This window comes from Streptomyces malaysiensis subsp. malaysiensis (assembly GCF_040653035.1).
Classification (GTDB): Bacteria; Actinomycetota; Actinomycetes; order Streptomycetales; family Streptomycetaceae; genus Streptomyces; species Streptomyces malaysiensis.
Map to the genome: position 1 here is coordinate 426,830 of NZ_JBEZNG010000003.1, position 21,647 is coordinate 448,476.

The following is a 21,647-nucleotide window of genomic DNA, read 5'->3' on the forward strand; positions in this document are numbered from 1 at the left end:
TAGCCGCCGTGACCCCTGGGGAGATCTCAGGGAAGACCTAGGGGCATGCCGGATGTCGCGGATGCGGCCGTGTTGTCACCATGGACGTATGACCGATGCACCCACCGTGGCGGACGAGGCCGAGGCCGCGTCCGGTTCCCGGCTGTCACAGACGCCACTGAGGCGTAGCCGTGACCACAAGGTGATCTCGGGGGTGTGCGGAGGTCTCGGCCGCTACTGCGATCTGGACCCGGTGATCTTCCGGGTGGCGCTGTCGGTGCTGGCCGTCGCGGGTGGCCTCGGCCTGATCGTGTACGGCTTCTGCTGGGTGCTGATCCCGTTCCACGGCGAGGACGAGAACGAGGGGCGCAGGCTGCTCTCGGGGCGGGTCGAGGGCCCGGGGCTGACGGCGGTGCTGGTGGCGCTGGTGGGCTGCGGGCTGTTCCTGTCGATGCTCAACAACGCCAGTGTCATGTACTTCTCGTTCATGCTCGCCCTCGCGGCCGCCGGTGCGGGCTACTGGTCGCACCACCGCCGCCAGGCGCAGAGCGTGGGCGCGGTGGACGCGGCCACGGCCCAGGCGGTCGCCGACGCGCCGCCCGAGACCAAGGCCCCGCCCACGCGCGGCGGCCCCTCCTGGTGGCGTGACCCGATCATCAAGGACGGTACGACCGGGCCGCTGGGCTCGGCCGCGGGGGCCGGGTCGCGGACCGGCTATCTGTGGGGGCCGGACGACGGCCCGTACGACAAGGCCGAGGCGAAGGCGGAGCGGGCCCGCAGGGTGCCGGACCGGGCGTCGATCGGCGGCTGGGCCTTCCTGGTGGCGGTCGCCGCCGCCGTGGTGGGGGCGCGGGCGGGATGGTCCTCCCAGCCGCTGGGCACCAGCCTGGAGATCGGGTTCGCCTGTGCGCTGGGGGTCTTCGGGCTCGCGCTCGTCATCGGCTCCCGCTGGGGGCGCGCCGGAGGCGGCACGGTGTTCCTCGCGCTCCTTACCAGCGTGCTGCTGGCGGGCGCGGCGGCCCTCCCCGACTCCGTCACCCCCGACTGGGCCCGCCGCACCTGGGCCCCGACCTCCGTGGCCGCCCTGCGCGGCGGCTATGAGCTGGGCGGCGGGGTCGCCGAGCTGAAGCTGGACCGCCTGCCCCTGACGGCGGGCGGCACCGTCTCCAGCCGGGTGGAGATGGGCGCGGGCAAGCTGGCCGTGACGGTCCCGCGCGACGCCCGGGTGAAGCTGGACATCGAGGTCGGGATCGGCGACATCTGGCTGCCGGGCGAGAAGAAGGACAAGCACAACGTCGACATCGGCCCGGGGCGGGAGCGCAAGCTCACCCTGGAGCCGGTGGGCGGCGGCAAGGCCGAGGGCACGGTCTCGCTGAAGCTGGAGATGGGGCTGGGCGCGGTGGAGGTGAAGCGATCATGAGGCGTCATTCGTTCGGCCATAGATTCGACCACTCGTTCGGTCACTCGTTCCCCGACCGGTCCCGCCATGCGTTCGAGCCGGGCAAGCTGGTGGCCGGTCTGGTGATCCTGGGCGTGGCCGCGGCGTACGGGATGGACGCGGCCGGGGAGTGGAACGTCCGCCCGGAGATCGCCCTCCCGGCGCTCCTGGGCGGCCTGTGCGCGGCGGCCCTGACCTCGGCTCTGACGTACGCCCTGCGCCGCAGGTCGCGGCGGGCGGCCCCGGAGGACTGAGAGCGGGCCGGTGCGGTCCTCCAGGGGGCTCAGGGGCGGCTCGGGGATGGCTCCGGGGCGGCTGCGGGCCGCCGTCCCCGGGCCCGGGTCGGGGAACGATCAGGGGCGACCCTGATACCCGTTGTCGGCCGGACGTGTGACGATCGAGCCATGACCGCCGCTGTGCCCCCTACGGCCCCCGAGCCACCCCCGCGCAAGCTCTACCGCAGTGCCGAAGGCCGCCTCCTCGGCGGTGTGGCGCGAGGGCTCGCGGGGCATCTCGGGCTTCCGGTCTCCTGGGTGCGGATCGTCTTCATCGCGCTGTTCATGGCGGAGGGGTTCGGCGCGCTGGTCTACGCGCTCTTCTGGTTCATCGTCCCGCTCGGCGTCGGCGGCGTGGAGACGGCCACCATCCGCCCGCTCACCACCGTGGGCCCCGACGGCCGCCGCCGGATCCTGGCCCGCAGGCCGGATCGGGGCCAGATCATCGCCCTCGTCGCCCTCTGCGTCGGCATGGGCATCTTCATCCAGGGCTTCCACCTCGGCCGCGCCAACACCTACATCTGGCCGCTCCTCCTCATCGGCGCGGGCGTCGCCCTCTTCTGGCGCCAGGCGGACAACGCCCGCCGTGCCCAGTGGGTCGAGCTCAGCCGCAGCAAGCGGGTCCTGCCCCTGGCCCGTGCCGCGGCGGGGGTCGTGCTGGTGGCCGCCGGAGTGTCCGGGATCGTCGTCCTCCAGGGCTCGGCCAGGCACCTGGGGGCCGTGCTCCAGGCGGCCCTGGCCGTCCTGGTCGGCATCGCGCTGCTGGCGGGCCCGTATGTGGTGCGGATGACGCAGGACCTCTCCGAGGAACGGCTGATGCGCATCCGCGCGCAGGAGCGGGCGGAGGTGGCGGCCCATGTCCATGACTCCGTGCTGCACACCCTCACCCTGATCCAGCGCAGCGCGGAGGACCCCCGCGAGGTGGCCAGGCTCGCCCGCGCCCAGGAGCGGGAGCTGCGCGCCTGGCTCTACCGGCCGGAGGGCACGGGCAAGGACGAGGCCGAGGAGCCGGACACCCTCGCGGAGGCGGTGAAGCAGACGGCGGCGGAGGTCGAGGACCACCACGGCGTCCCGATCGAGGTGGTGGTGGTCGGCGACTGCCCCCTGGACGAGAGACTGGGCGCCCAGATACAGGCGGCGCGCGAGGCGATGGTCAACGCGGCCAAGTACGGTGGCGACGGCGGGGCCGTCCAGGTCTTCGCCGAGGTCGAGGGGGCCACGGTGTTCATCTCCGTGCGCGACCGAGGCCCCGGCTTCGACGTGGACGCGGTGCCGGAGGACCGGATGGGCGTCCGCGAGTCGATCATCGGCCGGATGCAGCGGAACGGCGGCACGGCCCGGCTGAGATCCGCGCCGGACGGGGGCACGGAAGTGGAGCTGGAGATGGAGAGGGCGGCGACATGACTGATCCGACGGGCGGTACGAACGCGGGGAGCGGCCCCGGGGCGCGGGGCCTGCCGGGCGCCGTCCCCGCGCCCGGTCCGGGCGGGGCCGACGATGCCGGGGCGGCGCGCCGGGTGCGGGTCGTGCTCGTGGATGACCACCGCATGTTCCGCACCGGGGTGCAGGCCGAGATCGGGGAGACGGCCCGGACCGGTGTCGAGGTGGTCGGCGAGGCGGCCGACGTCGACCAGGCCGTGACCGTGATCACCGCGACCCGCCCCGAGGTGGTGCTGCTCGACGTCCACCTCCCCGGCGGGGGCGGCGTCGAGGTGCTGCGCCGCAGCGCCTCGCTCATGGCCGACCAGGACCGCCCGGTGCGCTTCCTCGCGCTCTCCGTCTCGGACGCCGCGGAGGACGTCATCGGGGTCATCCGCGGCGGCGCCCGCGGCTATGTGACCAAGACCATCACCGGCACCGACCTCGTCGACGCGATCTTCCGGGTCTCCGAGGGCGACGCGGTCTTCTCCCCGCGCCTCGCCGGTTTCGTCCTCGACGCCTTCGCCTCCACCGACGCCCCGCCCGTGGACGAGGACATGGACCGGCTCACCCAGCGCGAGCGCGAGGTGCTGCGCCTGATCGCGCGCGGCTACGCCTATAAGGAGATCGCCAAGCAGCTGTTCATCTCGGTGAAGACGGTCGAGAGCCATGTCTCGGCGGTGCTGCGCAAGCTCCAGCTCTCCAACCGCCATGAGCTGACCCGCTGGGCGACGGCCCGCCGCCTGGTCTGAGTCCGGGCCCCGGACCCGGTCTTGGCCCTGGGGCCACAGAGGCATGGGGGACGGCGGCTCAGCCCGGCACCTCCATCCGCTGGGTGCCGACGACCGAGAGCAGCCGCAGCGCCTCCTCGGACGGCGAGCCGGGGTCGGCGGTGTAGATGACCAGCCGCTGGTCCCGGTCGGCGATGTCCAGCGCGTCGCAGTTGACGGTGATGGGCCCCACGAGCGGATGGTGGAACGTCTTGCACAGGGCGGGTCGGCCGGACACGTCATGGGAGTCCCACAGCCGGGCGAACTCCTCGCTGCCCGAACGGAGCTCGGCCACCAGCCCGGTCACCTCGGGATCGTCGGGGTAGCGGGCGGCCGCGGCGCGCAGGGTCTCGGCCGAGGTCCGGGCGAACTCGTCCCCGTCCGTCACCCCGTACAGCCGCCGCCCCGCCCGCTGTGGCCCGAGGAAGGCACGGCGGACGAGGTTGCGGTCGCGGCGCGAGAGCGCGGAGAAGTCCTCCATGAGGGCGGCCGCCAGGTCGTTCCAGGCGATGACCTCGTAGGTCGCGGACAACACGATCGCCGCCGCCTGCGGCAGCCGCCGCAGCAGGTCCAGGATGCTCTGCCGCACCTCGCGCGAGGGCCCGGCCGCCGGGCCGGGAGGGGCGCCCGCGAGATGGTGGAGATGGACCCGCTCGGCGTCCGTCAGCCGCAGGGCGCGGACCAGCCCGGTCAGCACCTCACGGGACGGGCGCGGGGCGCGGGCCTGCTCCAGCCGGGTGTAGTACTCGGTCGAGATGAACGCCAGCTGCGCCACCTCCTCGCGCCGCAGCCCCGGGGTGCGGCGTCGCGTCCCGGCGGGCAGCCCCACATCGGCGGGCGTGATCCGCTCGCGTCGGCTGCGCAGGAAGGCCGCCAGCTCTTGTCTGTCCACGCCTTCAGTGTGCGCGGACGGCGTGGGCTCAGCCAGGTACCGCCGGTGCCTGGCTGGGTTCCGGCATCCGCAGCAGCCTCATGAACATGAACAACACGCCGAACCCCACGCTCGACACCCCGCCCCCCGCCCCGGCCACCGGCCTGCTTGCGGGCAAGGTCGCCTTCATCACCGGCGCCGGGCGCGGCATCGGTGCCGCCGCGGCGCGCCTCTTCGCCCGGGAGGGCGCCCGGGTGCTGCTGGCGGCCCGTACGGAGGCCCAGCTCAAGACGGTCACCGAGGAGATCCGGGCGGCCGGCGGCACCGCGGACCACGTGGTGTGCGACCTCGCCGACGCGGCGAGCGTCCGCGCCGCCGTCGACCGGGCCGTGGAGCTGTACGGCCGGCTCGACGTGGCCTTCAACAACGGTGCGACGATCCAGCAGCCGGGCCCGATGGATCAGCTGCCGGAGGCCGACTTCGACCACGTCTACGCCGTCAACCTCCGGGGCCCCTGGCTGGCCATGAACGCCGAGGTCGCGGCCATCCGCGCCACCGCGGGAACGGGCGCCATCGTCAACAACTCCAGCGTCGGCAGCCTCGCCGGCAACCCCGAACTCCCCGCGTACGGTGCCATGAAGCGCGCCGTCAACAGCCTCACCGAATCCGCCGCCGTCACCTACGGCCCGGAGAACATCCGCGTCAACGCCATCGCGCCCGGTGCCACCCTCACCGAGATGATCCGCGCCTGGGAGGCGGAATCCCCCGGCGTCGTCGAACGCATCAGCACCCACGCCCCCCTGCGCCGCGCCGCCGACCCGGACGAGATAGCCCAGGCCGCGGCCTGGCTCCTCAGCGACCGCGCCTCGTATGTGACCGGTGTGGTCCTCCCGGTGGACGGCGGCACCCGGGCCTGAGCCGACCCGCGGCGGCTGAACCACCCGATCCGGTGGCTTGATGTGATCAGCCCATCACGAGTGGTCGTGGGCTCCGGCGTCCATCACGTGCCGAACGCGACCGTCCCCGCGGTCCGCGTATGGCCTCATCCGAGGCCGGACTCCGGCTCGACCCCGGTCAGGTCGCGGCTTGCCGACCACAGGCGGGCCGCGGCCTCCGTGTCCGCCAGGGGGCCTCGGACGGGCTGGCGGCGGGGGGTGCCGCGGAGGCCGAAGAGCCGGGGGGTCCAGAGCTGGCCGCCGGTGATGGCGGGGTCGAGAACGGCCCGTACGGCGGTCCAGGCGGCCGCGTCCTTGCCCTGGACGAGGACTCCGGCGGGCAGGCCGCGCAGCCGTTCGCCCGTTCCTCGGACGTGGATGGGCGGGCGGGACGGGGTGAGGGAGTCGAGCGCGCCGCCGGGGTGGGTGACCACGCTCCGGACCGTGCTGCCGGCCGCCCTCAGGCGGCGGTCGAGTTCGAAACCGAAGAGCATCTGGGCCAGTTTGGAGCGCCCGTAGGTGCGGTCCGGCCGGTAGTCCCGGGTGCTCTCGAGGTCGTCCAGGTCCAGCCGCTCGGATGTGGCCGCGAAGCTGCCCGTGGTGACGACCCGGCCCTCGGGGGCGGCCGCGAGGAGCGGCGCCAGCCAGTGGGTCAGCGCGAAGTGGCCGAGGTGGTTGATCCCGAACATCGCCTCATGGCCGTCCCCGGTCTCCCGGCGGGTGGGCTGGTCGTACTTGACCCCGGCGTTGTGGACGACCGCGTCCAGACGCTCCAGGCGCAGTGAATCGGCCGAGGCTTCGAGGGAGGAGAGGTCGGCGAGGTCCAGCCGGATATGACGCACCCGGGCGTCGGGGACCCGGGAGCGGATCGAGGCCACGGCGGCGTCCGCCCTGCCCGCGTCCCGGCTGCCGAGGACGACGGTGGCTCCCGTACCGGCGAGCTGTTCCGCGACGAAGTATCCGATGCCCGCGTTGCCTCCGGTCACCAGAAAGGTCTTGCCGTCGGCACGCGGCAGCCGATGGACGTCCCATGGGCCGGTCGACGCTTCGGGCGGGGCGGTGGAAGGCATACGGGGCTCCTCGGGCTCGGGTCGGTGACCGCCGGGCGTGGTCGGCGCGGCCACGTATCAGCCTTACGGTCGTCACCGACGCCCCGCCGACAGAGCGCCGTCACCCCACCGCCCCCGCCGACAGGCCCCCGTCATGGCCCCGCCGACGGATCGCCGCTCAGGCGAAGCCGGAGCCCACCGGCCCCGCCACGTCCAGCGTGTCCTTGACCATGGCGAGCGCCGCCCCCAGGGGGCTGGAGCGGCCGCCGCTCACCGTGATGTCGCCCGCCTCGGGGCAGCCGTAGACGGCGGCCTTCTCGGGGCCCCTGAGGGCGTGCAGCGGGTCGCCCGGCCCCGTCTCCGCCAACCCGACGCGGACGACGAGCGGTTCATCGGCGGAGGCGGTCGCGACCGACCGCAGACGGCGGCCCCGCGCGGCGGCCGCGCGGGCCGCCTCCGCCGTCCCGGCGTCGATCCCCGGGCCCGCCTCCGTCCTTACGGCCGTCGCGTCCCACCCCCACAGCAGCGCCGCCAGCAGCCGCACCTTCATGGCCGCGTCGGCACCGGAGAGGTCGGCCGTGGGGTCGGCCTCGGCGATACCGCGCCGCTGGGCCTCCGCGACCGCGTCCGGGAGCGGCTCGCCGTCCGCCAGCCGGTCGAGGACGAAGGTGGCGGTGCCGTTCGGGCAGGCGCGCAGCGTACGGCAGCCGAGGCCCCGTACGCCGATCCGCGCGAGGTCGGCGGTGGGGAGGGCGGCTCCGGTGGCGCCCGAGATCCGGATGCGGCTGCCGCCCTCGGCCGCCGCCAGGGCCAGCTCGCCCCAGTGGCTGAGCAGATGGCTCTTGGTGGCGGTCACCACATGAACCCCTCGGCGCAGGGCCGACAGCGCGTCCGCGGCGGCCTGTTCGCGCACCGCCGGGGACGACGGCACGGCCTGGGCCAGCACCGCCGCCCCCGTACGCTCCAGCGTCTCGGCGAGGGGCGGCAGCGGGCCCCAGCCGTCGCGCGGCTCCGGCGGCAGCCCCTCGGCCGAGCTGGTGCGCACGGCGGCGAGCCGCAGGGGCAGCGCGCCGCCGGTCAGCCGCTCGGCGTAGGCCCGGCCCACCGGGCCGTACCCCGACAACACGACGGACGCTTCGGACCGGACGTCAGCTTCGCTTGGCATGCGGCCAGTCTTACCCGTGGACCGCGGGCGGCGGCTACGCGGGGCGAGCCGCTCCCGCGAAGGGCATGTCGGCGACCGAGGCCATCCGGACGGGGGCCCCGGGGCGCGGGGCGTGGATCATGCGCCCGCCGCCGATGTAGAGGCCGACATGGCTGACGCCGGAGTAGAAGAAGACCAGGTCGCCGGGGGCCAGTTGATCGCGGGTGACGCGCCGTCCGGCGTTGATCTGGGTGTAGGTGGTGCGGGGCAGGGAGACCCCGGCGGCGCGCCAGGCGGCCTGTGTGAGCCCCGAACAGTCATAGCCGTGCGGTCCGGTGGCGCCCCACACATACGGCTTGCCGAGGGTCGCGTAGGCGTAGGAGACGGCGCGGGCGGCGCGGCCCGCGACGGGGGCCAGGGCGTCGGCGGCGCCGGTCTCGTCGCCGCCCCGGGCGGCCGTCAGGCGCTGCCGCTGTTCGAGCGTCAGCCGGTCCAGGAGGCGGTCGGCGGCGGCCAGCTTCCGCTGGACGGTCCGCTTGTGGTGGGCGGCGGCCGTCCGGGAGGCGCGCAGAGCGGCGAGGCGGTCGGCCGCCTCGCCGCGGACCTGGCGTAATTTCCGCTCCTGGCGGCCGATGGCGGCGATCAGGGCGGCCTGGCGGCTTCCCGCGCGCTCGGCGAGCGAGGCGCGCTGAAGGTATTGGTCGGGGGAGGAGGACAGGGCGAGCTGGAGGGCCGGGGCGATCGTCCCCGAGCGGTACTGGGCGGTGGCGAAGGCCCCGAGCGCGTTGCGCGCGGTGTTGAGCCGGGTGGTGCGGCGGGCGGCCTGGTCGCGCAGCGCCTCCAGTGCCTCACCGGCCTTGTCGGCCTTCTCCTTCGCGCCGTTGTACCGCTCGGTGGCCTCTTCGGCCTCCCGCTGGTACCCGTCGATCTTCGCCCTCACCTGGGCGGGGGTGAGGCGGTTCTCGGCGTGCCCGGTGCCGCCGAGGAGGGTGGTGGACGCGGCGCCGGTGAGGGCGAGGAGCGCGGCCGCACGGGCGGTGCTGCTGGTGAGCAAGCGCTGCTTGGGCTTCCTGTGCGACGCCACTGCGGCGGTTCACCTGGTCTTTCTTGGGCATTCCAGGATGTTTGGCGAATCCTGGACCCTCATGGGGAGTGGACGGGCAGGTGGCAGTCCACCGTGAGGCGGGGACCCTCTGTTGACGGGAAGCGGACTGCCACCTGGAGGAGGAAGCTAGGCCGGGAAACGGGGTCCATGCGGGGGATTGAACGACATTCAACGGGAGTGGACTGATTTCGTCGTTCCCGTGACGGCTGCTGATCGCCCGGCGAGTGGGGTGGTCGGGACTGTGGAGGGCCGTGACCGAAGCGGCGATAGGGGCCCACCCGAGTGCCGGGTGATGATATGAGCGGGGCTAGTCTCCGGAGCCATGGACGTACTCATTCACGTGTTCGTCGGTCTGCACATCGTCGGCATCGGCGCGCTGCTCGGCGGCTTCTTCTCGCAGTTGAAGGCGATGGGCGCGGGCGAGGCCCGGATGCTCCCGGCGATGCTGCACGGCGCGCTGACCATGCTGGTGACCGGAGTCGCGCTGGTCGGCCTCAATCAGGCCGACGACAACAGCGTCAACACCGTCAAGATCGGTGTGAAGCTGGCGCTGTTGGTCGTGATCCTCGGCCTGGTGTATGTGAAGCGCGATGAGGAGAAGGTGGAGTCGGCCGCCTTCGGCGCGGTGGGTGCCTTGACAACGGCAAACATCTTCATTGCCGTGCTGTGGACCTGACGAACTGATGTTCTGAGGGTGATCCCACGACAATTGCGACACGATCCCGATGCAACCATTTGCACTCGCGAGCTGTCTTAGTAAAGAGCTGGGCAGTCGAGAGGAGTGGCCATGGGGGTAGTGGGGGCAGTCGGAAGTCGTCGTGGGCGGCGCGCGGGTGTGGCTCTGGGGCTGGTGGGGATGGCGGTGCCGCTCGCGGTCGCCGTCGGCGGTCCGGCGCAGGCCCAGACGCGGCCACTGGGCCGGTCGACGGGGTCGGTGACACCGGTGACCATGGCCGCGTCGTCGTGCACGACCACCGCGGGGCCGTATCAGAAGCAGGCCGAGCGGTTCCTCGGCCGCCCCGTGGACGGGCGGCAGTCGCGGGCGGACTGTCTCGCGATCCAGAAGTTCCAGATCGACCACGGCATCAGCCCGACGATCGGCTACGCGGGCCCGATCACCTCGGGCGTCATGAATCTCATCAACGCCCAGAAGGCCGCGGGGCACAACCCGAACGCGGCGAAGAAGTGCCCCACCAACAAGGGCCGTATCGCCTGCGTCGACCTCACCCGGCAGCTGAGCTGGGTCCAGGACGGCTCCCGGCTGGTCTACGGACCGGTGCCGGTGCGGTCCGGGCGGGACGGCTTCGAGACCCGCACCGGGCTGAAGAGGGTCTACTGGCGGAACATCGACCACTGGTCGACGCTCTACAACGTCGCCATGCCGTACAGCCAGTTCTTCGACGGTGGCCAGGCGTTCCACTCGATCGCGGGCAGCGTATGGTCCCCGCCGGGCTCCCACGGCTGCGTCAACATGCGCAAGGGTGACGCCAAGAAGTACTGGAGCCTGCTGCGGAACGGCGACGACGTGTACGTCTACGGGCGCAAGCCCGGCACCTGAGGCACGAGCGCCGCGTCTGAAGCGCGAGCCCGCGTCCGAGGCGATGACGGTGCCGCTGCCCGGGGTCCGGCCCCGGGCAGCGGCATACCGGCGCCAGGGGGCTACGAGGGCCGCACGCTCCCGTAGATCGGCATCTCCGTGATCGGCGCCTTCTTCACCACATCGCCGGGCTTCGGCGCGTGGATCATCATCCCGTCGCCGATGTAGAGGCCCACATGGCTGATGTCGTCGTAGAAGAAGACGAGATCGCCCGGCTGGAGTTGGGACGTCGAGACCCGCGTACCGACCTTCACCTGGTCCCAGGTGGTGCGCGGCAGCGAGATCCCGGCGGACTTCCAGGCCGCCTGTGTCAGCCCCGAGCAGTCGAAGGAGCTGGGGCCGGTGGCGCCCCAGACATACGGCTTGCCGATCTGCGCCTTCGCGAAGGCGATGGCCTGGGCCGCCTTGGAGGTGTCGGCCGGGGCCGAGGGCGTCGTCGAACCGGAGCCGCTGCCCGTGTTCTGCTGTTCCTGTTGCTGCTGCTCCTGCTGCTTCTTGCGCGCGGCGGCCTCCTGCCGCTGCTTCTCGGCGAGTGCGGCGGCCTTACGGCGGTCCTCCTCCGCCTTCTTCTTCTCGATCGCCGCCAGCCGCGCCTTCTCCTTGGCGGTCAGATTCGCCAGCAGCCGCCGGGCCTCGGTCAGCTTGTCCTGGACGGTCTTCTTCTGGATCTTCAGCTGCTTCTGCGCCGAGGTCAGCGAGGCGAGGCTTTCGCTGGCCTTGCCGCGCTCCTTGGCGGCCTCCGCCCGCTGCTTCTGGAAGTCGTCGACGGCCTGCTTCTGCCGGCCGGTCATCCGGTCCATCAGATGCGACTGGTCGAAGACGTCCTGCGGGTTGTTGGAGAACAGCAGGGTCGCGGCGGAGCGGGCCATCCCGCCGTCGCGGTACTGGGCGGCGGCGTACTGGCCGAGCATGCGCCGCGCCTCGTTGAGCTTCTCGGTGCGCTGGGCGACGGAGTCCAGCAACTTGTCGACCTTGCCCCGCTGCTGGTCGGTGCGCTCCTTGGCGGCGTTGTAGTGCTGGGTGGCGGTCTCCGCCTGGTGGTAGAGGGTGTCGACCTTCTCCTTGACCTTCTCGAGCGACTGCGTAGCCGGCTTGGGGTCGGCGGGTGCGGCGTTGGCCGTCTGGGAGAGGAGGGTGACGGACGCGAGGGCGGCCGTGGTGAACCCGACGGCCGTACGGCGGCCGTGGCCGGTGAGCGGGGCGGGTATTCGGCTCCGCGGCTTGCGGTGCGACGCCAAGGGAGGCGACTCCTTCCGTGGACCGCCTACCGGGTTAGCTGTCGGGTTCGGGCGGTTCGGAAGGCTGCCCTACGGCCGTCTCCGGGCGGCACTGTCCGTGCCGCACCGTTTCCGGCCGATTCACCCCGGTCTTGCGTTGTTGGGTCCCCGGCTCCGGGCGCCTCACGGCGATACCGGACTCGGCGGAGGCCACCCGTGCCGGCGCGGTTCGCCGACGGATCTCGGGCCGCCTGAGGCAGGACGGTAGCCAACGCGTGGGGCTTCTGTGAAGGCTGGTGGGCGTTTTGCCCGAAACCGTTTCGTGATGTTCGTAGGTCGGCTGTCAGTGGGGCGGCCTAGACTCGGTGAGCGATGAGCAGCCTCTTTGACGACAGCTTCCTGGCGGACCTCGGGCCTCCCTCGGACGAGGAGCAGCCCCCGCCGCCCGAGGATTCGGCGCACCCTGGCCACGGCGGTGCCGAGGATGTGCCGCATCACCTCTTCAGCGGCGGATTCGACGCGCCCGTGCCCCGGGAGTCCCATTACCGGGACGGCGCGGCGCGGTCCGTGGTGGACCCGTCCGCCCTGCTCCAGGGGTTGAACGAGCAGCAGAGGGCCGCCGTGGAGCACACCGGCTCGCCGCTGCTGATCGTCGCGGGCGCCGGTTCGGGCAAGACCCGGGTGCTCACCCACCGCATCGCGTATCTGCTCGGAGCCCGCGGCACACACCCCGGCCAGATCCTCGCCATCACCTTCACCAACAAGGCGGCGGGCGAGATGAAGGAGCGGGTCGAGGAGCTCGTCGGCCCGCGGGCCAACGCCATGTGGGTGTCCACCTTCCACAGCGCCTGCGTCCGCATCCTGCGCCGGGAGTCGAAGAAGCTGGGCTTCACCTCGTCGTTCTCGATCTACGACGCCGCCGACTCCAAGCGGCTGATGTCGCTGGTCTGCCGGGATCTGGACCTCGACCCCAAGCGGTTCCCGCCGAAGTCCTTCAGCGCCAAGATCTCCAACCTCAAGAACGAGCTGATCGACGAGGAGACCTTCGCCGGACAGGCATCGGACGGCTTTGAGAAGACCTTGGCCGAGGCGTATGTGATGTACCAGGCGCGGCTGCGCGAGGCCAATGCGCTGGACTTCGACGACATCATCATGACCACGGTCAATCTGCTCCAGGCGTTCCCGGACGTCGCGGAGCACTACCGCCGCCGCTTCCGGCACGTCCTGGTGGACGAGTACCAGGACACCAACCACGCGCAGTACACACTCGTGCGCGAGTTGGTGGGCACCGGCACCGACGAGACCCCGGCCGCCGAGCTGTGCGTGGTGGGCGACGCCGACCAGTCGATCTACGCCTTCCGGGGCGCCACGATCCGTAACATCCTCCAGTTCGAGGAGGACTACCCCAGCGCGCGGACGATCCTCCTCGAGCAGAACTACCGCTCCACCCAGACCATCCTGAGCGCGGCCAACGCGGTCATCGAGCGCAATGAGAACCGCCGCCCGAAGAACCTGTGGACGGACGCCGGCGCCGGGACCGAGATCACCGGCTATGTGGCCGACACCGAGCACGACGAGGCCCAGTTCGTCGCCGACGAGATCGACCGGCTGACCGACGCGGACGACGCCAGGGCCGGGGATGTGGCGGTCTTCTACCGGACCAACGCCCAGTCCCGTGTCTTCGAGGAGGTCTTCATCCGGGTCGGGCTGCCGTACAAGGTCGTCGGCGGGGTGCGCTTCTACGAGCGCAAGGAGGTCCGCGACGTCCTCGCGTATCTGCGGGTGCTGGCCAACCCCGAGGACGCCGTCCCGCTGCGCCGGATCCTGAACGTGCCCAAGCGCGGTATCGGGGAGCGCGCGGAGGCCATGATCGACGCGCTGGCCCTGCGCGAGAAGATCACCTTCCCGCAGGCGCTGCGCCGGGTCGACGAGGCGTACGGCATGGCGGCCCGCTCGGCCAACGCCGTCAAGCGGTTCAACACGCTCATGGAGGAGCTGCACACCATCGTGGAGTCCGGGGCGGGCCCGGCGACCGTCCTGGAGGCCGTGCTGGAGCGCACCGGCTATCTGGCCGAGCTCCAGACGTCCACCGATCCGCAGGACGAGACCCGGATCGAGAACCTCCAGGAGCTCGCGGCCGTGGCCCTGGAGTTCGAGCAGGACCGGGGCGAGAACCCCGGCACCCTCGCGGACTTCCTGGAGCAGGTCGCGCTCGTCGCCGACTCGGACCAGATCCCGGACGAGGACACCGAGGGCTCCGGCGTGATCACGCTGATGACGCTGCACACGGCGAAGGGCCTGGAGTTCCCGGTCGTCTTCCTCACCGGTATGGAGGACGGCGTCTTCCCGCATATGCGGGCGCTCGGCCAGACCAAGGAGCTGGAGGAGGAGCGCCGGCTGGCCTATGTGGGGATCACCCGGGCCCGCGAGCGGCTCTATCTGACCCGCTCGACGATGCGCAGCGCATGGGGCCAGCCCGCGTACAACCCGCCGTCCCGCTTCCTGGAGGAGATCCCGGACCAGTATGTGCGGTGGCGGCGCACCGGGCCCGCCACCCCGTCGGCGTCCATGAGCGGCGTCGCCTCGACCCCGCCGTCAGGGCTGTCGTCCGGTCTGTCGTCGTCGCGTTCGCGCACCGGGGGCAGCGGGTTCGCCACCCGGCGGGCCAGTGAGCGCCCGGTGGTCGCGCTGGCCATCGGCGACCGGGTCACCCATGACTCGTTCGGGCTCGGCACGGTGGTGGCGGTGAAGGGCAGCGGGGACAACGCGGAGGCGACGATCGACTTCGGTGACGAGAAGCCCAAGCGGCTGCTGCTGCGGTACGCACCGGTGGAGAAGCTGTAGCGGGCGAGGCCGAGGCGTAGGCCCGCGGCCGTGGTGCGCCGGTGGCGCGCCACGGTGGCGCTGCGGGGATCAGCGCCCGGGGCTGAGGTGGCCCTGCCGGATCAGGTGGGGTCGAGGCCCTGGCCGCGCAGCCAGGGCAGCGGGTCGATGGCCGCGCCGCCGCCGGGGTGGACCTCGAAGTGCAGATGGGGGCCGGTGGAGTTACCGGAGTTCCCGGAGTACGCGATGGTGTCCCCGGCCTTCACGGTCCCGGAGCGGATCTTGGCGCTGCTGAGGTGGCAGTACCAGGTCTCCGTGCCGTCCGGGCTGGTCAGGACGACCATATTGCCGTAGGCGTCGTTCCACTGCGTCGTTACGGTGCCATCGGTGGCGGCCATCACGGGCGTCCCGTAGCTCACCGGGAAGTCGATGCCGGTGTGCACCGACATCCAGTTGATACCGGCCTGGCCGAACATGGCGCTGAGGCCGTGCTGGGCGACGGGCAGCGCGAACTTCGGGCGCAGCGCCTCCTTGCGCGCCGCCTCCTCGGCCTTGCGCTTCTTCTCCGCTGCCTGGCGTGCCTGGAGGTCGATCCGCTCCTGGGTGCGGCTGGCGCGGTCGCGGAAGTCGTCGGCGCCTTCGCGGACCCCGGCGAGCTGGGAGTCCAGCTTGCTGTTGGCGACGGAGGGCTTCACGGGGGCCGCCGCGGTGTCGGGGGCGGCCTGGGTGGTGGACTCGTCCTTCTTGTCGCTTCCGATCCCGCTGACCGAGGCGGCCGCCACGGCGGTGACGCCCAGGGCGCAGACGGAGGGGACGGCGACGGTCAGGAGCGCGGAGCGCTTGGGCCGGGACGAGGGGGTACGGCGGCGACCGCGGCTCACCTCCCGGCGGGGGGAGGGGGCGGATTCCCGCACGGCCGCCGCCTCGGGTTCAGGTTCCGCTTCGGGGGCCGGATCGTACGGCTGGTCGTCCTTGACCGGGTCGAAGACGGCGGTGTGCTCGAAGGCGCCGGGCTGCTCGGGGATGGCGGCCTGCTCGAACGCGGCGGTCTGGTCGAACGCGACTTGATCGAAGGTGGCCGTCTGGTCGACGGCGGCCTGATCGAAGGCGTTCGGATCGAAGACGGCCGTCTGCTCGAAGTTGTTCGGCTCGCGCTCGCGTTGGTCGAACCCTGACTGGTCGAGCCCGGGGTGGTGGTCGAAGCCCTGCTGGTCGAAGCCCTGCTGGTCAGGACCGGCGTGCTGGTCGAGGCCGGAGTGGTCGAACCCGGGGTGGTTCAGGCCCGGGTGGTTCAGGCCCGAGTGGTCGAACTGCGCCTCGTCCACGGTCGCGTAGGCGGAGGCGTCCCAGAACTGGGTCTGCCCGGTGTCCACGCCCGAGGTGTACGCCCCGGCCTCGTACCCCGCGCCCTGGTCCCACTGCTCCGGCATCTCGGTGTGGCCGGTGGCGCCCGTGTCCCAGGCCCCGATGTCCCACTGGGCGCCGGTCTCGGCGTCCTGCTGGGCGGGAATGCCGGTCGGCAGGTGATAGCCGGCGGCGCCCCACATCGTGGTGTCGTGGGCGCCGGAGTCGTAATGGCCGGTGTCGTGGTGGCCTGTGTCGTAGTGGCCCGTTTCGTACGACCCGGTGTGCTGCTGGTCGACGGTGGCCCACTGCGAGGCGTCGTACTGACCGCTGTGGGCGCCCTGCTGGCCGTCGTACGCGCCCGGAAGCGCGCCGAAGAGCGGGTCGCCATCCCCATAGAGCGGGTCGCCGTCCCCGTAGGCGGTGGCGAGGTGGGTGAAGCTGCCGGTGGAGTAGCCGTCGTACCCGGCGTAGCCGTGCGCTGTGTCCTGGTGCTGACCGTAAGCCTCGTCGTACGGATACGAGGCGTCGGGAGCGGGGACGGTCGGAGAGGCCCCCGACGGGTGACGGTCGTTCACCACCAACTTCTCTTTCGCCTAGGCAGCAGGAGAATTAGCGGCGACTGTACCCGGCAGTACGCGGCAGCGACAATCTTCAGTGAGTTTTGAGCATCATGGCAAAGGGCATTTGGCCGTCTTTCGGCTGACTGTACGTGCATCCTTGGCCGGGTGTTCGATTGACGTTCGGCAATTTCGGGGCTTCGGAAGCGTCGAGAACGCGCCGGAGGCGCCCGCCGACGCCTCGTCGGCGGCGTCCAGGGCCTCGTGGATCCCCGTGGCCGCGGTGGAATGCACCGCCAGGGCGAGATGTCCGATTCCGTTGACGCGGATGTTCTGGGAGATCACATCCGGATGGTCTATCCGGGCCGTCTCCGCCGGGATCATCAACTGATCCACATCGCTCCAGAAAGCGATGAATCGCGTATGTCAATCAGGGGCAGGCCGCCGCAACTCCGTTATCACCTCGGAGTCCGGGCACATCTGGCGCACGAGTGGATGTGCGGACAACAGGGGCGGACAACGGGGGGCGCGATGCGCGTGCCGCCGTGCGGGGTGCCGAGCGTCACCAGGGTGTGTGCGCGGGTGTCCCCGCCGAGGCGCTGGACGTAGTAACGGGCGATCAGACCGCCCAGGCTGTGCCCGATGACATCCACCTGGCTGTGGCCGGTGCGGGCGCAGACCGCGCGGATGGCCTTGCTGTGCTGGATGTGTACGAGGCCCATGGCGGCCGACCTCCCGCGGTGTGGCGTACGGGAGGCGGCTGGAGGCGCCCCTCCCGTATGCCCTCATGGGCGGCGGGTCGCTTCGGTCGGTGTCGGTCGTGGTCATGGGTCCCGGTCCGGGCGACTTCGGTCGTGCGGTGGCCGGATGCCCGGCGCCGCACGGTGATCGGTGCTGTGACCGCATGACGCGGGACCGCCCGCCGCACCGCGGCGCCATGCGGCTCGCGGTGGCGCTGTGCGGTGCGACGGTCCCCGCTGCGGCTCCCCTGATGTGGCCGGCCCGAAGCGTATGCGGTGTCCGCGCGGCGGATGCGCGGATGCGGATCCGTATGCAGGTGCGGGTGCGGCCTTCAGTGAACGTGTCCCACGTGTGATTTCCCCCTCGCTGCGCGCCGCGAAACTGCCGGGTAGGGGATGCTGGAGATAACGTTCGTTCACGTCGATGCGGGGGATGGTGTGAAGGGCTTGGAGGCTGCGATGGGTGTGACCGGTCCGATCCGTGTGGTGGTGGCCAAGCCGGGGCTGGACGGCCACGACCGCGGGGCGAAGGTGATCGCGCGGGCGCTGCGCGACGCGGGCATGGAGGTCATCTACACCGGACTCCACCAGACGCCCGAGCAGATCGTCGACACCGCGATCCAGGAGGACGCCGACGCGATCGGCCTGTCCATTCTGTCCGGTGCCCATATGACCCTGTTCGCCAAGGTGCTGGAGCTGCTGCGGGAGCGCGAGGCGGAGGACATCAAGGTCTTCGGCGGCGGGATCATCCCCGAGGCGGACATCCCCCCGCTCAAGGAGCAGGGCGTCGCCGAAATCTTCACCCCGGGCGCGACAACGACGTCCATCGTGGACTGGGTACGCAAGAACGTCCGCCCGGTAGCTGCCTGACCTGCCGTCGGAGTGCCGGTCGACGCGCTGCCCGGCCGGACCCCGGCAGGGGACGGGGCCGACTATCGGGCGGGAGCCTGAGGCCGGGCTTGCCCCGGGGCATGACGTCGGAGCCCGCCCCGGAGCCTGATGCCCGGCCCGCCCCCGAGCACGACGCCCGTGCCCGGAAGCCCGGCCTGGGGACCTGGAGCGCGACCGGGGCCCCGAAGCGATCCCGGTACGTGAGCACGGGCCGGGCCCAGGCACGGCCCGGGTCCAGGGGGTCCACCAGGCAGGACTCCGTTTGGGATCACGCTGGGGCGAGTTCCGCTTGCATGGCTGCTCTCAGGCGGAGGGTGCCCACCAGTCGCTGGAACGCCTCCGCCCAGTAGCCTCCGGCCCCCGGCGCGGCCCCCTCCGTTTCGTCCGGTATCGCCGTCAGCACTTCGAGGCGGTCCGCTTGTGACGGGTCCAGACAGCGCTCGGCCAGGCCCATGACGCCGCTGAAGCTCCAGGGGTAGCTGCCCGCGTCGCGTGCGATGTCCAGGGCGTCCACGACGGCATGGCCCAGCGGCTCGGCCCAGGGCACCGTGCACACCCCGAGCAGCCGGAAGGCGTCGGACAGCCCGTGGGACGCGATGAACTCGGCCACCCACTCCGCCCGTTCCCGAGCGGGCAGCGCGGACAGCAGCTTCGCCGGGTCCCGCCAGGCGGCCGGGGCCGCCTCGCCGGCGGTGACCGGCGCGACCGCCGGGGTGCCGAGCAGCGCACGGCACCACTCGGCGCTGCGCTGCCGCACCGCGGCCCGGCACCAGGCCGCGTGCAGATCCGCCTGCCAGCCGTCCGTGACGGGCAGCGCCACGATCTCGGCGGGGGTGCGTCCGCCGAACCATTCGCTCCAGCGGTCCAGCGGGGTCGCCTCCACCAACTGGCCCAGCCACCACGACCGTTTCCCCCGACCGGAGGGCGGCTTGGCCACGATGCCGTCGCGCTGCATTCCGCTGTCGCATTCGTCCGGCGGCCGGACGGCTATCCGCTCCCCGGCGGTCGGCTCGTCGGTGGTCAGCGCCACACAGCCCCGCGACCGCTCGGCCATGCGCGCGGCGAGCGCGGAGCCGGGGAGGGCGGAGAGCAGCTCGGCGGCGGTCGCCCGGACGTTCCGGCTGCGGTCGGACAGCGCCTGTTCGAGGAACGGCTCATCGGACGGGGAGAGATCGTCGCGCAGCGAGTCCAGGAACATCAGCCGGTCCTCGGCCCGCTCGGTCGACCAGGTGCCGCTGAGCAGCGCCAGCCCCGCCGCCGGGTCGCGGTGGCGCGCCGACGCCAGCAGCGACACCCGCTCGGCGAACAGCCCCTCCTCCCACAGCCGCTGTTCGTCGTCCGGGGCGGCGGCCACGTCGGACGGCTCCGGGAGCGGTGTGGGAGCCCGGCCCGCCGCGCCCCGGAGCGCGAACTTCCAGTCCGGGTTGAGCCGGGCCAGCCACAGCGCGCGGGGCCCGCCGAGCGTCAGCGCCTCGGGCCGCAGATCGGTGCGGGCGCGGGCCGCGTCCAGAAGCGCCGGGAGCAGCGCGTCGGGCACCCGATAGCCGTGGTGATTGGCCAGCGCGAGCCACTGCGGCAGCAACTCGGCGAGGTCGGGCGCCGAGCGCGGACCGCCGCGCCCCGGCGCCGAACGGTCGGCGAGCAGCAGCGCCAGCCTGCTGCGGGCGGCCGTGGGCAGCGCCGGCCGCGGATCCTCGGGCGCCCGGCCCGGCCCCGGCCGGGCGGGCGCGGGCCGCAGCCCGGCCCGCCGCCGCACGGTGCTGAGCGCGGCCGCGTCCAGCAGGGCGGACGGCGCGTCCTGCCCGGGGCGCGGCGCGACGGGCGGGGTGCGCCGCTCGGTGCCCAGCAGCGCGGCCGCGACGAGATCGTCCCAGGACGCGACGGAGGCGACGGAGGTGGTGGATGCGGTGGAGGTGGAGGTGGTGGTGGACAGGGCGGACGCGGTGGGGGTCGTACTGGTCAACGGGTGCCTCCCTACGCTGCTGCGCCGATGAGCGGGACGGGGGTCGGATCCCAGGCGGTGATGGGCGAGAAGCCGCGATGGCCGCACTCGCCGAAGACGGTGACCGGGCCACCGCCGGATATCGCCATCAGCTGCCATAGATCGGTGCGCCCCGCGCAGCGCGGATCGACGGGCAGCGCCGAGCCGCTCCGCTCATCCGCCAGCTGCCATCCGCCGTCCCCCGGGACCGGCACCACATCGGCGAGCACGACCGGCCAGCCGTCCAGCCATGGATCCTCCCCGAGCGCCGCTCCATAGGCCGCGAGCGCGGTATCGACATCGCATCCCTCGGGGGCCGGGGGCGCATCGCACCCCTCCGAGGCCGAGGCCGGGACCGGGGGCGGGGCCGGGGCCGGGGGCGGAACCGGAGACGGGTCCTGCGGCGCCTCCCCGTGCCGGGTGCCGATCGCGGCACGCAGGGGCCGGGCCGCCGGGTAATACGTGAGGTCGGCGTCGAGCACCAGGCCGGTGGGCAGCGCGAGCTCGGGCGACTGGCCGGGGGCGCTGAACGAGAGCAGCAGCGCCATACGGTGCGTGCGCTCGCCCCGCAGCCAGATCCTGCGGGTGGTCAGCCTGCCGTCCGTGCCGTCCTGGCGGCCCAGGACCAGCCAGCGGTCCCGGATCGCCTCCTCGGCCGCCAGCAGCTCGGCCACCGGAGTGGTGAGGCCCACGCGGGTGCGCGTGGTGGCGGCCAGCTTCTCCGGGAGCCGCTCCAGGTGGAGGAAGCCCTGGTTGAGCAGGTGCGTCAGCGCGCACTCCTCCAGCAGCCGGGCGGGCCACCCCGGACCGGACGACGGAATCGCCGCCAGCTCCCGCACCCGTGTCTCGAGACCCGGGGCCTGGGCGTCGATCATCCGCGCGGCCGTCTCGTCCCACGCGCCATACCCGGCGCGGTCGGCGGCGGCCAGACCGTCGCGGAGCAGATCGGCGAGGCGCCGCTCCAACTCCGTGGCGCCCGCGGCGATGCGCTGGGCCCGCCGCTCGGCGCGGCGGCGCGCCGCCTCCGGATCGGCCGCGCCCGCGCTCCCCTCTCTCTCCGCGTCTTCCCTCGTCTCACCGCCGCGGCCCGGGCCCCCATCCCGGGCCGCGGCGGCGAGCTTCGCGGCCCGCTCCCGCCGGCCGTCGAGCCACTGCTCGGCCCACTCCGGCGGCTCCTCGCTCGCGGGCACGCCCCCCTCGCCGGAAGCCCACCGCAACAGCAGGCTCAGCGCGTGCTTGCACGGGAACTTCCGGCTCGGGCAACTGCACCGATAACCGGGCCCGTTCAGATCGACGACGGTCTGGTACGGCTTGCTGCCGCTGCCCGCGCACAGCCCCCACACCGCCCGCCCGAGCGCGCCCGCGCCCGACCACTTGCCGGTCACGGCGAGCTTGCTGACCGCCGTGCGTGACGCGGCGTCAGGAGCCAGGGCCAGCACCTGCTCCGCCGTCCAGCGTTCCCCCTGCGGATTCATGTCTGCGACGGTACGGGCACCCACTGACAATCGC

At 72.6% G+C, this 21,647-nt stretch carries 17 protein-coding genes, 1 pseudogene and 1 riboswitch; of the genes and pseudogenes, 9 read left to right on the forward strand and 9 right to left on the reverse strand.

The features are described 5' to 3' along the window. Positions 1-88 precede the first annotated feature (88 nt). The 4 genes from AB0E24_RS08955 (at position 89) to AB0E24_RS08970 (ending at position 3,863) form a co-directional block, all read left to right on the forward strand. Positions 89-1,399, forward strand: coding sequence for a PspC domain-containing protein (locus tag AB0E24_RS08955; protein ID WP_231981408.1), 1,311 nt, complete (start codon positions 89-91; stop codon positions 1,397-1,399). After that, on the forward strand, positions 1,396-1,671 hold the full coding sequence (locus tag AB0E24_RS08960; RefSeq protein WP_232638689.1) for a hypothetical protein: 276 nt from the start codon (positions 1,396-1,398) through the stop codon (positions 1,669-1,671). Before AB0E24_RS08955 ends, AB0E24_RS08960 begins: the two co-directional genes overlap by 4 nt. Positions 1,672-1,821: 150 nt before the next feature. Next, positions 1,822-3,096, forward strand: a complete 1,275-nt coding sequence (locus AB0E24_RS08965; protein WP_100806959.1) for an ATP-binding protein — start codon at positions 1,822-1,824, stop codon at positions 3,094-3,096. Then, positions 3,093-3,863 (forward strand): LuxR C-terminal-related transcriptional regulator, encoded by a 771-nt coding sequence (locus AB0E24_RS08970; RefSeq protein ID WP_069870475.1) that lies wholly within the window; start codon positions 3,093-3,095, stop codon positions 3,861-3,863. Before AB0E24_RS08965 ends, AB0E24_RS08970 begins: the two co-directional genes overlap by 4 nt. Before the next feature lie 58 nt (positions 3,864-3,921). On the opposite strand, the gene AB0E24_RS08975 is transcribed toward AB0E24_RS08970, so the two are convergent. Next, a complete protein-coding gene (locus AB0E24_RS08975) occupies positions 3,922-4,773 on the reverse strand; it encodes a helix-turn-helix transcriptional regulator (protein ID WP_359375661.1) in 852 nt (283 codons plus the stop codon). 86 nt (positions 4,774-4,859) lie between these two features. On the opposite strand from AB0E24_RS08975, the gene AB0E24_RS08980 reads away from it, so the two are divergent. Beyond that, complete coding sequence (locus tag AB0E24_RS08980) at positions 4,860-5,669, forward strand: SDR family NAD(P)-dependent oxidoreductase (RefSeq protein WP_359375663.1); 810 nt, start codon at positions 4,860-4,862, stop codon at positions 5,667-5,669. 125 nt (positions 5,670-5,794) lie between these two features. On the opposite strand, the gene AB0E24_RS08985 is transcribed toward AB0E24_RS08980, so the two are convergent. The 3 genes from AB0E24_RS08985 to AB0E24_RS08995 all read right to left on the reverse strand — a co-directional run bounded on the left by AB0E24_RS08985 (position 5,795) and on the right by AB0E24_RS08995 (position 8,964). Continuing rightward, on the reverse strand, positions 5,795-6,757 hold the full coding sequence (locus AB0E24_RS08985) for an SDR family NAD(P)-dependent oxidoreductase (RefSeq protein WP_099014075.1): 963 nt from the start codon (positions 6,755-6,757) through the stop codon (positions 5,795-5,797). A 157-nt stretch (positions 6,758-6,914) separates the two neighbouring features. Next, entirely contained in the window at positions 6,915-7,901 is a 987-nt protein-coding gene (locus AB0E24_RS08990; RefSeq protein ID WP_359375666.1) for a homoserine dehydrogenase family protein, read from the reverse strand. A gap of 34 nt (positions 7,902-7,935) precedes the next feature. Continuing rightward, positions 7,936-8,964, reverse strand: a complete 1,029-nt coding sequence (locus tag AB0E24_RS08995) for a C40 family peptidase (RefSeq protein ID WP_359375668.1) — start codon at positions 8,962-8,964, stop codon at positions 7,936-7,938. 343 nt (positions 8,965-9,307) lie between these two features. On the opposite strand from AB0E24_RS08995, the gene AB0E24_RS09000 reads away from it, so the two are divergent. Both AB0E24_RS09000 and AB0E24_RS09005 read left to right on the forward strand, forming a co-directional pair. Further along, complete coding sequence (locus tag AB0E24_RS09000) at positions 9,308-9,661, forward strand: hypothetical protein (RefSeq protein WP_079257997.1); 354 nt, start codon at positions 9,308-9,310, stop codon at positions 9,659-9,661. A 111-nt stretch (positions 9,662-9,772) separates the two neighbouring features. Next, positions 9,773-10,543: a L,D-transpeptidase gene (locus AB0E24_RS09005; RefSeq protein ID WP_283886327.1), complete on the forward strand. Its 771-nt coding sequence runs from the start codon at positions 9,773-9,775 to the stop codon at positions 10,541-10,543. Positions 10,544-10,644: 101 nt separating this feature from the next. Here the strand turns inward: AB0E24_RS09005 and AB0E24_RS09010 are convergent, their stop codons facing one another. Next, positions 10,645-11,820 carry a C40 family peptidase gene (locus tag AB0E24_RS09010; protein ID WP_176742777.1) on the reverse strand — a complete coding sequence of 392 codons (1,176 nt, stop codon included), beginning with the start codon at positions 11,818-11,820 and terminating at the stop codon, positions 10,645-10,647. Positions 11,821-11,828: 8 nt separating this feature from the next. Then, a riboswitch (cyclic di-AMP (ydaO/yuaA leader) is annotated at positions 11,829-12,015 on the reverse strand. Positions 12,016-12,171: 156 nt separating this feature from the next. Here AB0E24_RS09010 and pcrA point away from each other — a divergent pair. Continuing rightward, a complete protein-coding gene (pcrA, locus tag AB0E24_RS09015) occupies positions 12,172-14,643 on the forward strand; it encodes a DNA helicase PcrA (protein ID WP_167502063.1) in 2,472 nt (823 codons plus the stop codon). A gap of 101 nt (positions 14,644-14,744) precedes the next feature. On the opposite strand, the gene AB0E24_RS09020 is transcribed toward pcrA, so the two are convergent. After that, positions 14,745-16,547 carry a M23 family metallopeptidase gene (locus tag AB0E24_RS09020; RefSeq protein ID WP_435865253.1) on the reverse strand — a complete coding sequence of 601 codons (1,803 nt, stop codon included), beginning with the start codon at positions 16,545-16,547 and terminating at the stop codon, positions 14,745-14,747. 189 nt (positions 16,548-16,736) lie between these two features. After that, a pseudogene (locus AB0E24_RS09025) lies at positions 16,737-17,215 on the reverse strand (lipase family alpha/beta hydrolase); the annotation flags it as partial. A gap of 510 nt (positions 17,216-17,725) precedes the next feature. On the opposite strand from AB0E24_RS09025, the gene icmB reads away from it, so the two are divergent. After that, entirely contained in the window at positions 17,726-18,136 is a 411-nt protein-coding gene (gene icmB / locus AB0E24_RS09030) for a coenzyme B12-dependent isobutyryl CoA mutase small subunit (RefSeq protein ID WP_069870451.1), read from the forward strand. A gap of 289 nt (positions 18,137-18,425) precedes the next feature. On the opposite strand, the gene AB0E24_RS09035 is transcribed toward icmB, so the two are convergent. Together AB0E24_RS09035 and AB0E24_RS09040 are read right to left on the reverse strand one after the other, a co-directional pair. Next, the gene (locus tag AB0E24_RS09035) at positions 18,426-20,120 is read right to left on the reverse strand and encodes a DUF5691 domain-containing protein (RefSeq protein WP_435865254.1); all 1,695 of its coding nucleotides are present in this window, start codon (positions 20,118-20,120) and stop codon (positions 18,426-18,428) included. A gap of 11 nt (positions 20,121-20,131) precedes the next feature. Beyond that, positions 20,132-21,613: an SWIM zinc finger family protein gene (locus tag AB0E24_RS09040; RefSeq protein ID WP_359375673.1), complete on the reverse strand. Its 1,482-nt coding sequence runs from the start codon at positions 21,611-21,613 to the stop codon at positions 20,132-20,134. Positions 21,614-21,647 lie beyond the last annotated feature (34 nt).

What these genes read in the sequence shown, in the direction of transcription:
- AB0E24_RS08965 (WP_100806959.1), top strand. Translation starts at nt 1,822, where the DNA reads ATGACCGCCGCTGTGCCCCCTACGGCCCCCGAGCCACCCCCGCGCAAG.
- pcrA (WP_167502063.1), top strand. Translation starts at nt 12,172, where the DNA reads ATGAGCAGCCTCTTTGACGACAGCTTCCTGGCGGACCTCGGGCCTCCC.
- icmB (WP_069870451.1), top strand. Translation starts at nt 17,726, where the DNA reads ATGGGTGTGACCGGTCCGATCCGTGTGGTGGTGGCCAAGCCGGGGCTG.
- AB0E24_RS08955 (WP_231981408.1), top strand. Translation starts at nt 89, where the DNA reads ATGACCGATGCACCCACCGTGGCGGACGAGGCCGAGGCCGCGTCCGGT.
- AB0E24_RS08985 (WP_099014075.1), bottom strand. Translation starts at nt 6,757, where the DNA reads ATGCCTTCCACCGCCCCGCCCGAAGCGTCGACCGGCCCATGGGACGTC.
- AB0E24_RS08980 (WP_359375663.1), top strand. Translation starts at nt 4,860, where the DNA reads ATGAACAACACGCCGAACCCCACGCTCGACACCCCGCCCCCCGCCCCG.
- AB0E24_RS08970 (WP_069870475.1), top strand. Translation starts at nt 3,093, where the DNA reads ATGACTGATCCGACGGGCGGTACGAACGCGGGGAGCGGCCCCGGGGCG.
- AB0E24_RS09000 (WP_079257997.1), top strand. Translation starts at nt 9,308, where the DNA reads ATGGACGTACTCATTCACGTGTTCGTCGGTCTGCACATCGTCGGCATC.
- AB0E24_RS08990 (WP_359375666.1), bottom strand. Translation starts at nt 7,901, where the DNA reads ATGCCAAGCGAAGCTGACGTCCGGTCCGAAGCGTCCGTCGTGTTGTCG.
- AB0E24_RS09040 (WP_359375673.1), bottom strand. Translation starts at nt 21,613, where the DNA reads ATGAATCCGCAGGGGGAACGCTGGACGGCGGAGCAGGTGCTGGCCCTG.
- AB0E24_RS09005 (WP_283886327.1), top strand. Translation starts at nt 9,773, where the DNA reads ATGGGGGTAGTGGGGGCAGTCGGAAGTCGTCGTGGGCGGCGCGCGGGT.
- AB0E24_RS08960 (WP_232638689.1), top strand. Translation starts at nt 1,396, where the DNA reads ATGAGGCGTCATTCGTTCGGCCATAGATTCGACCACTCGTTCGGTCAC.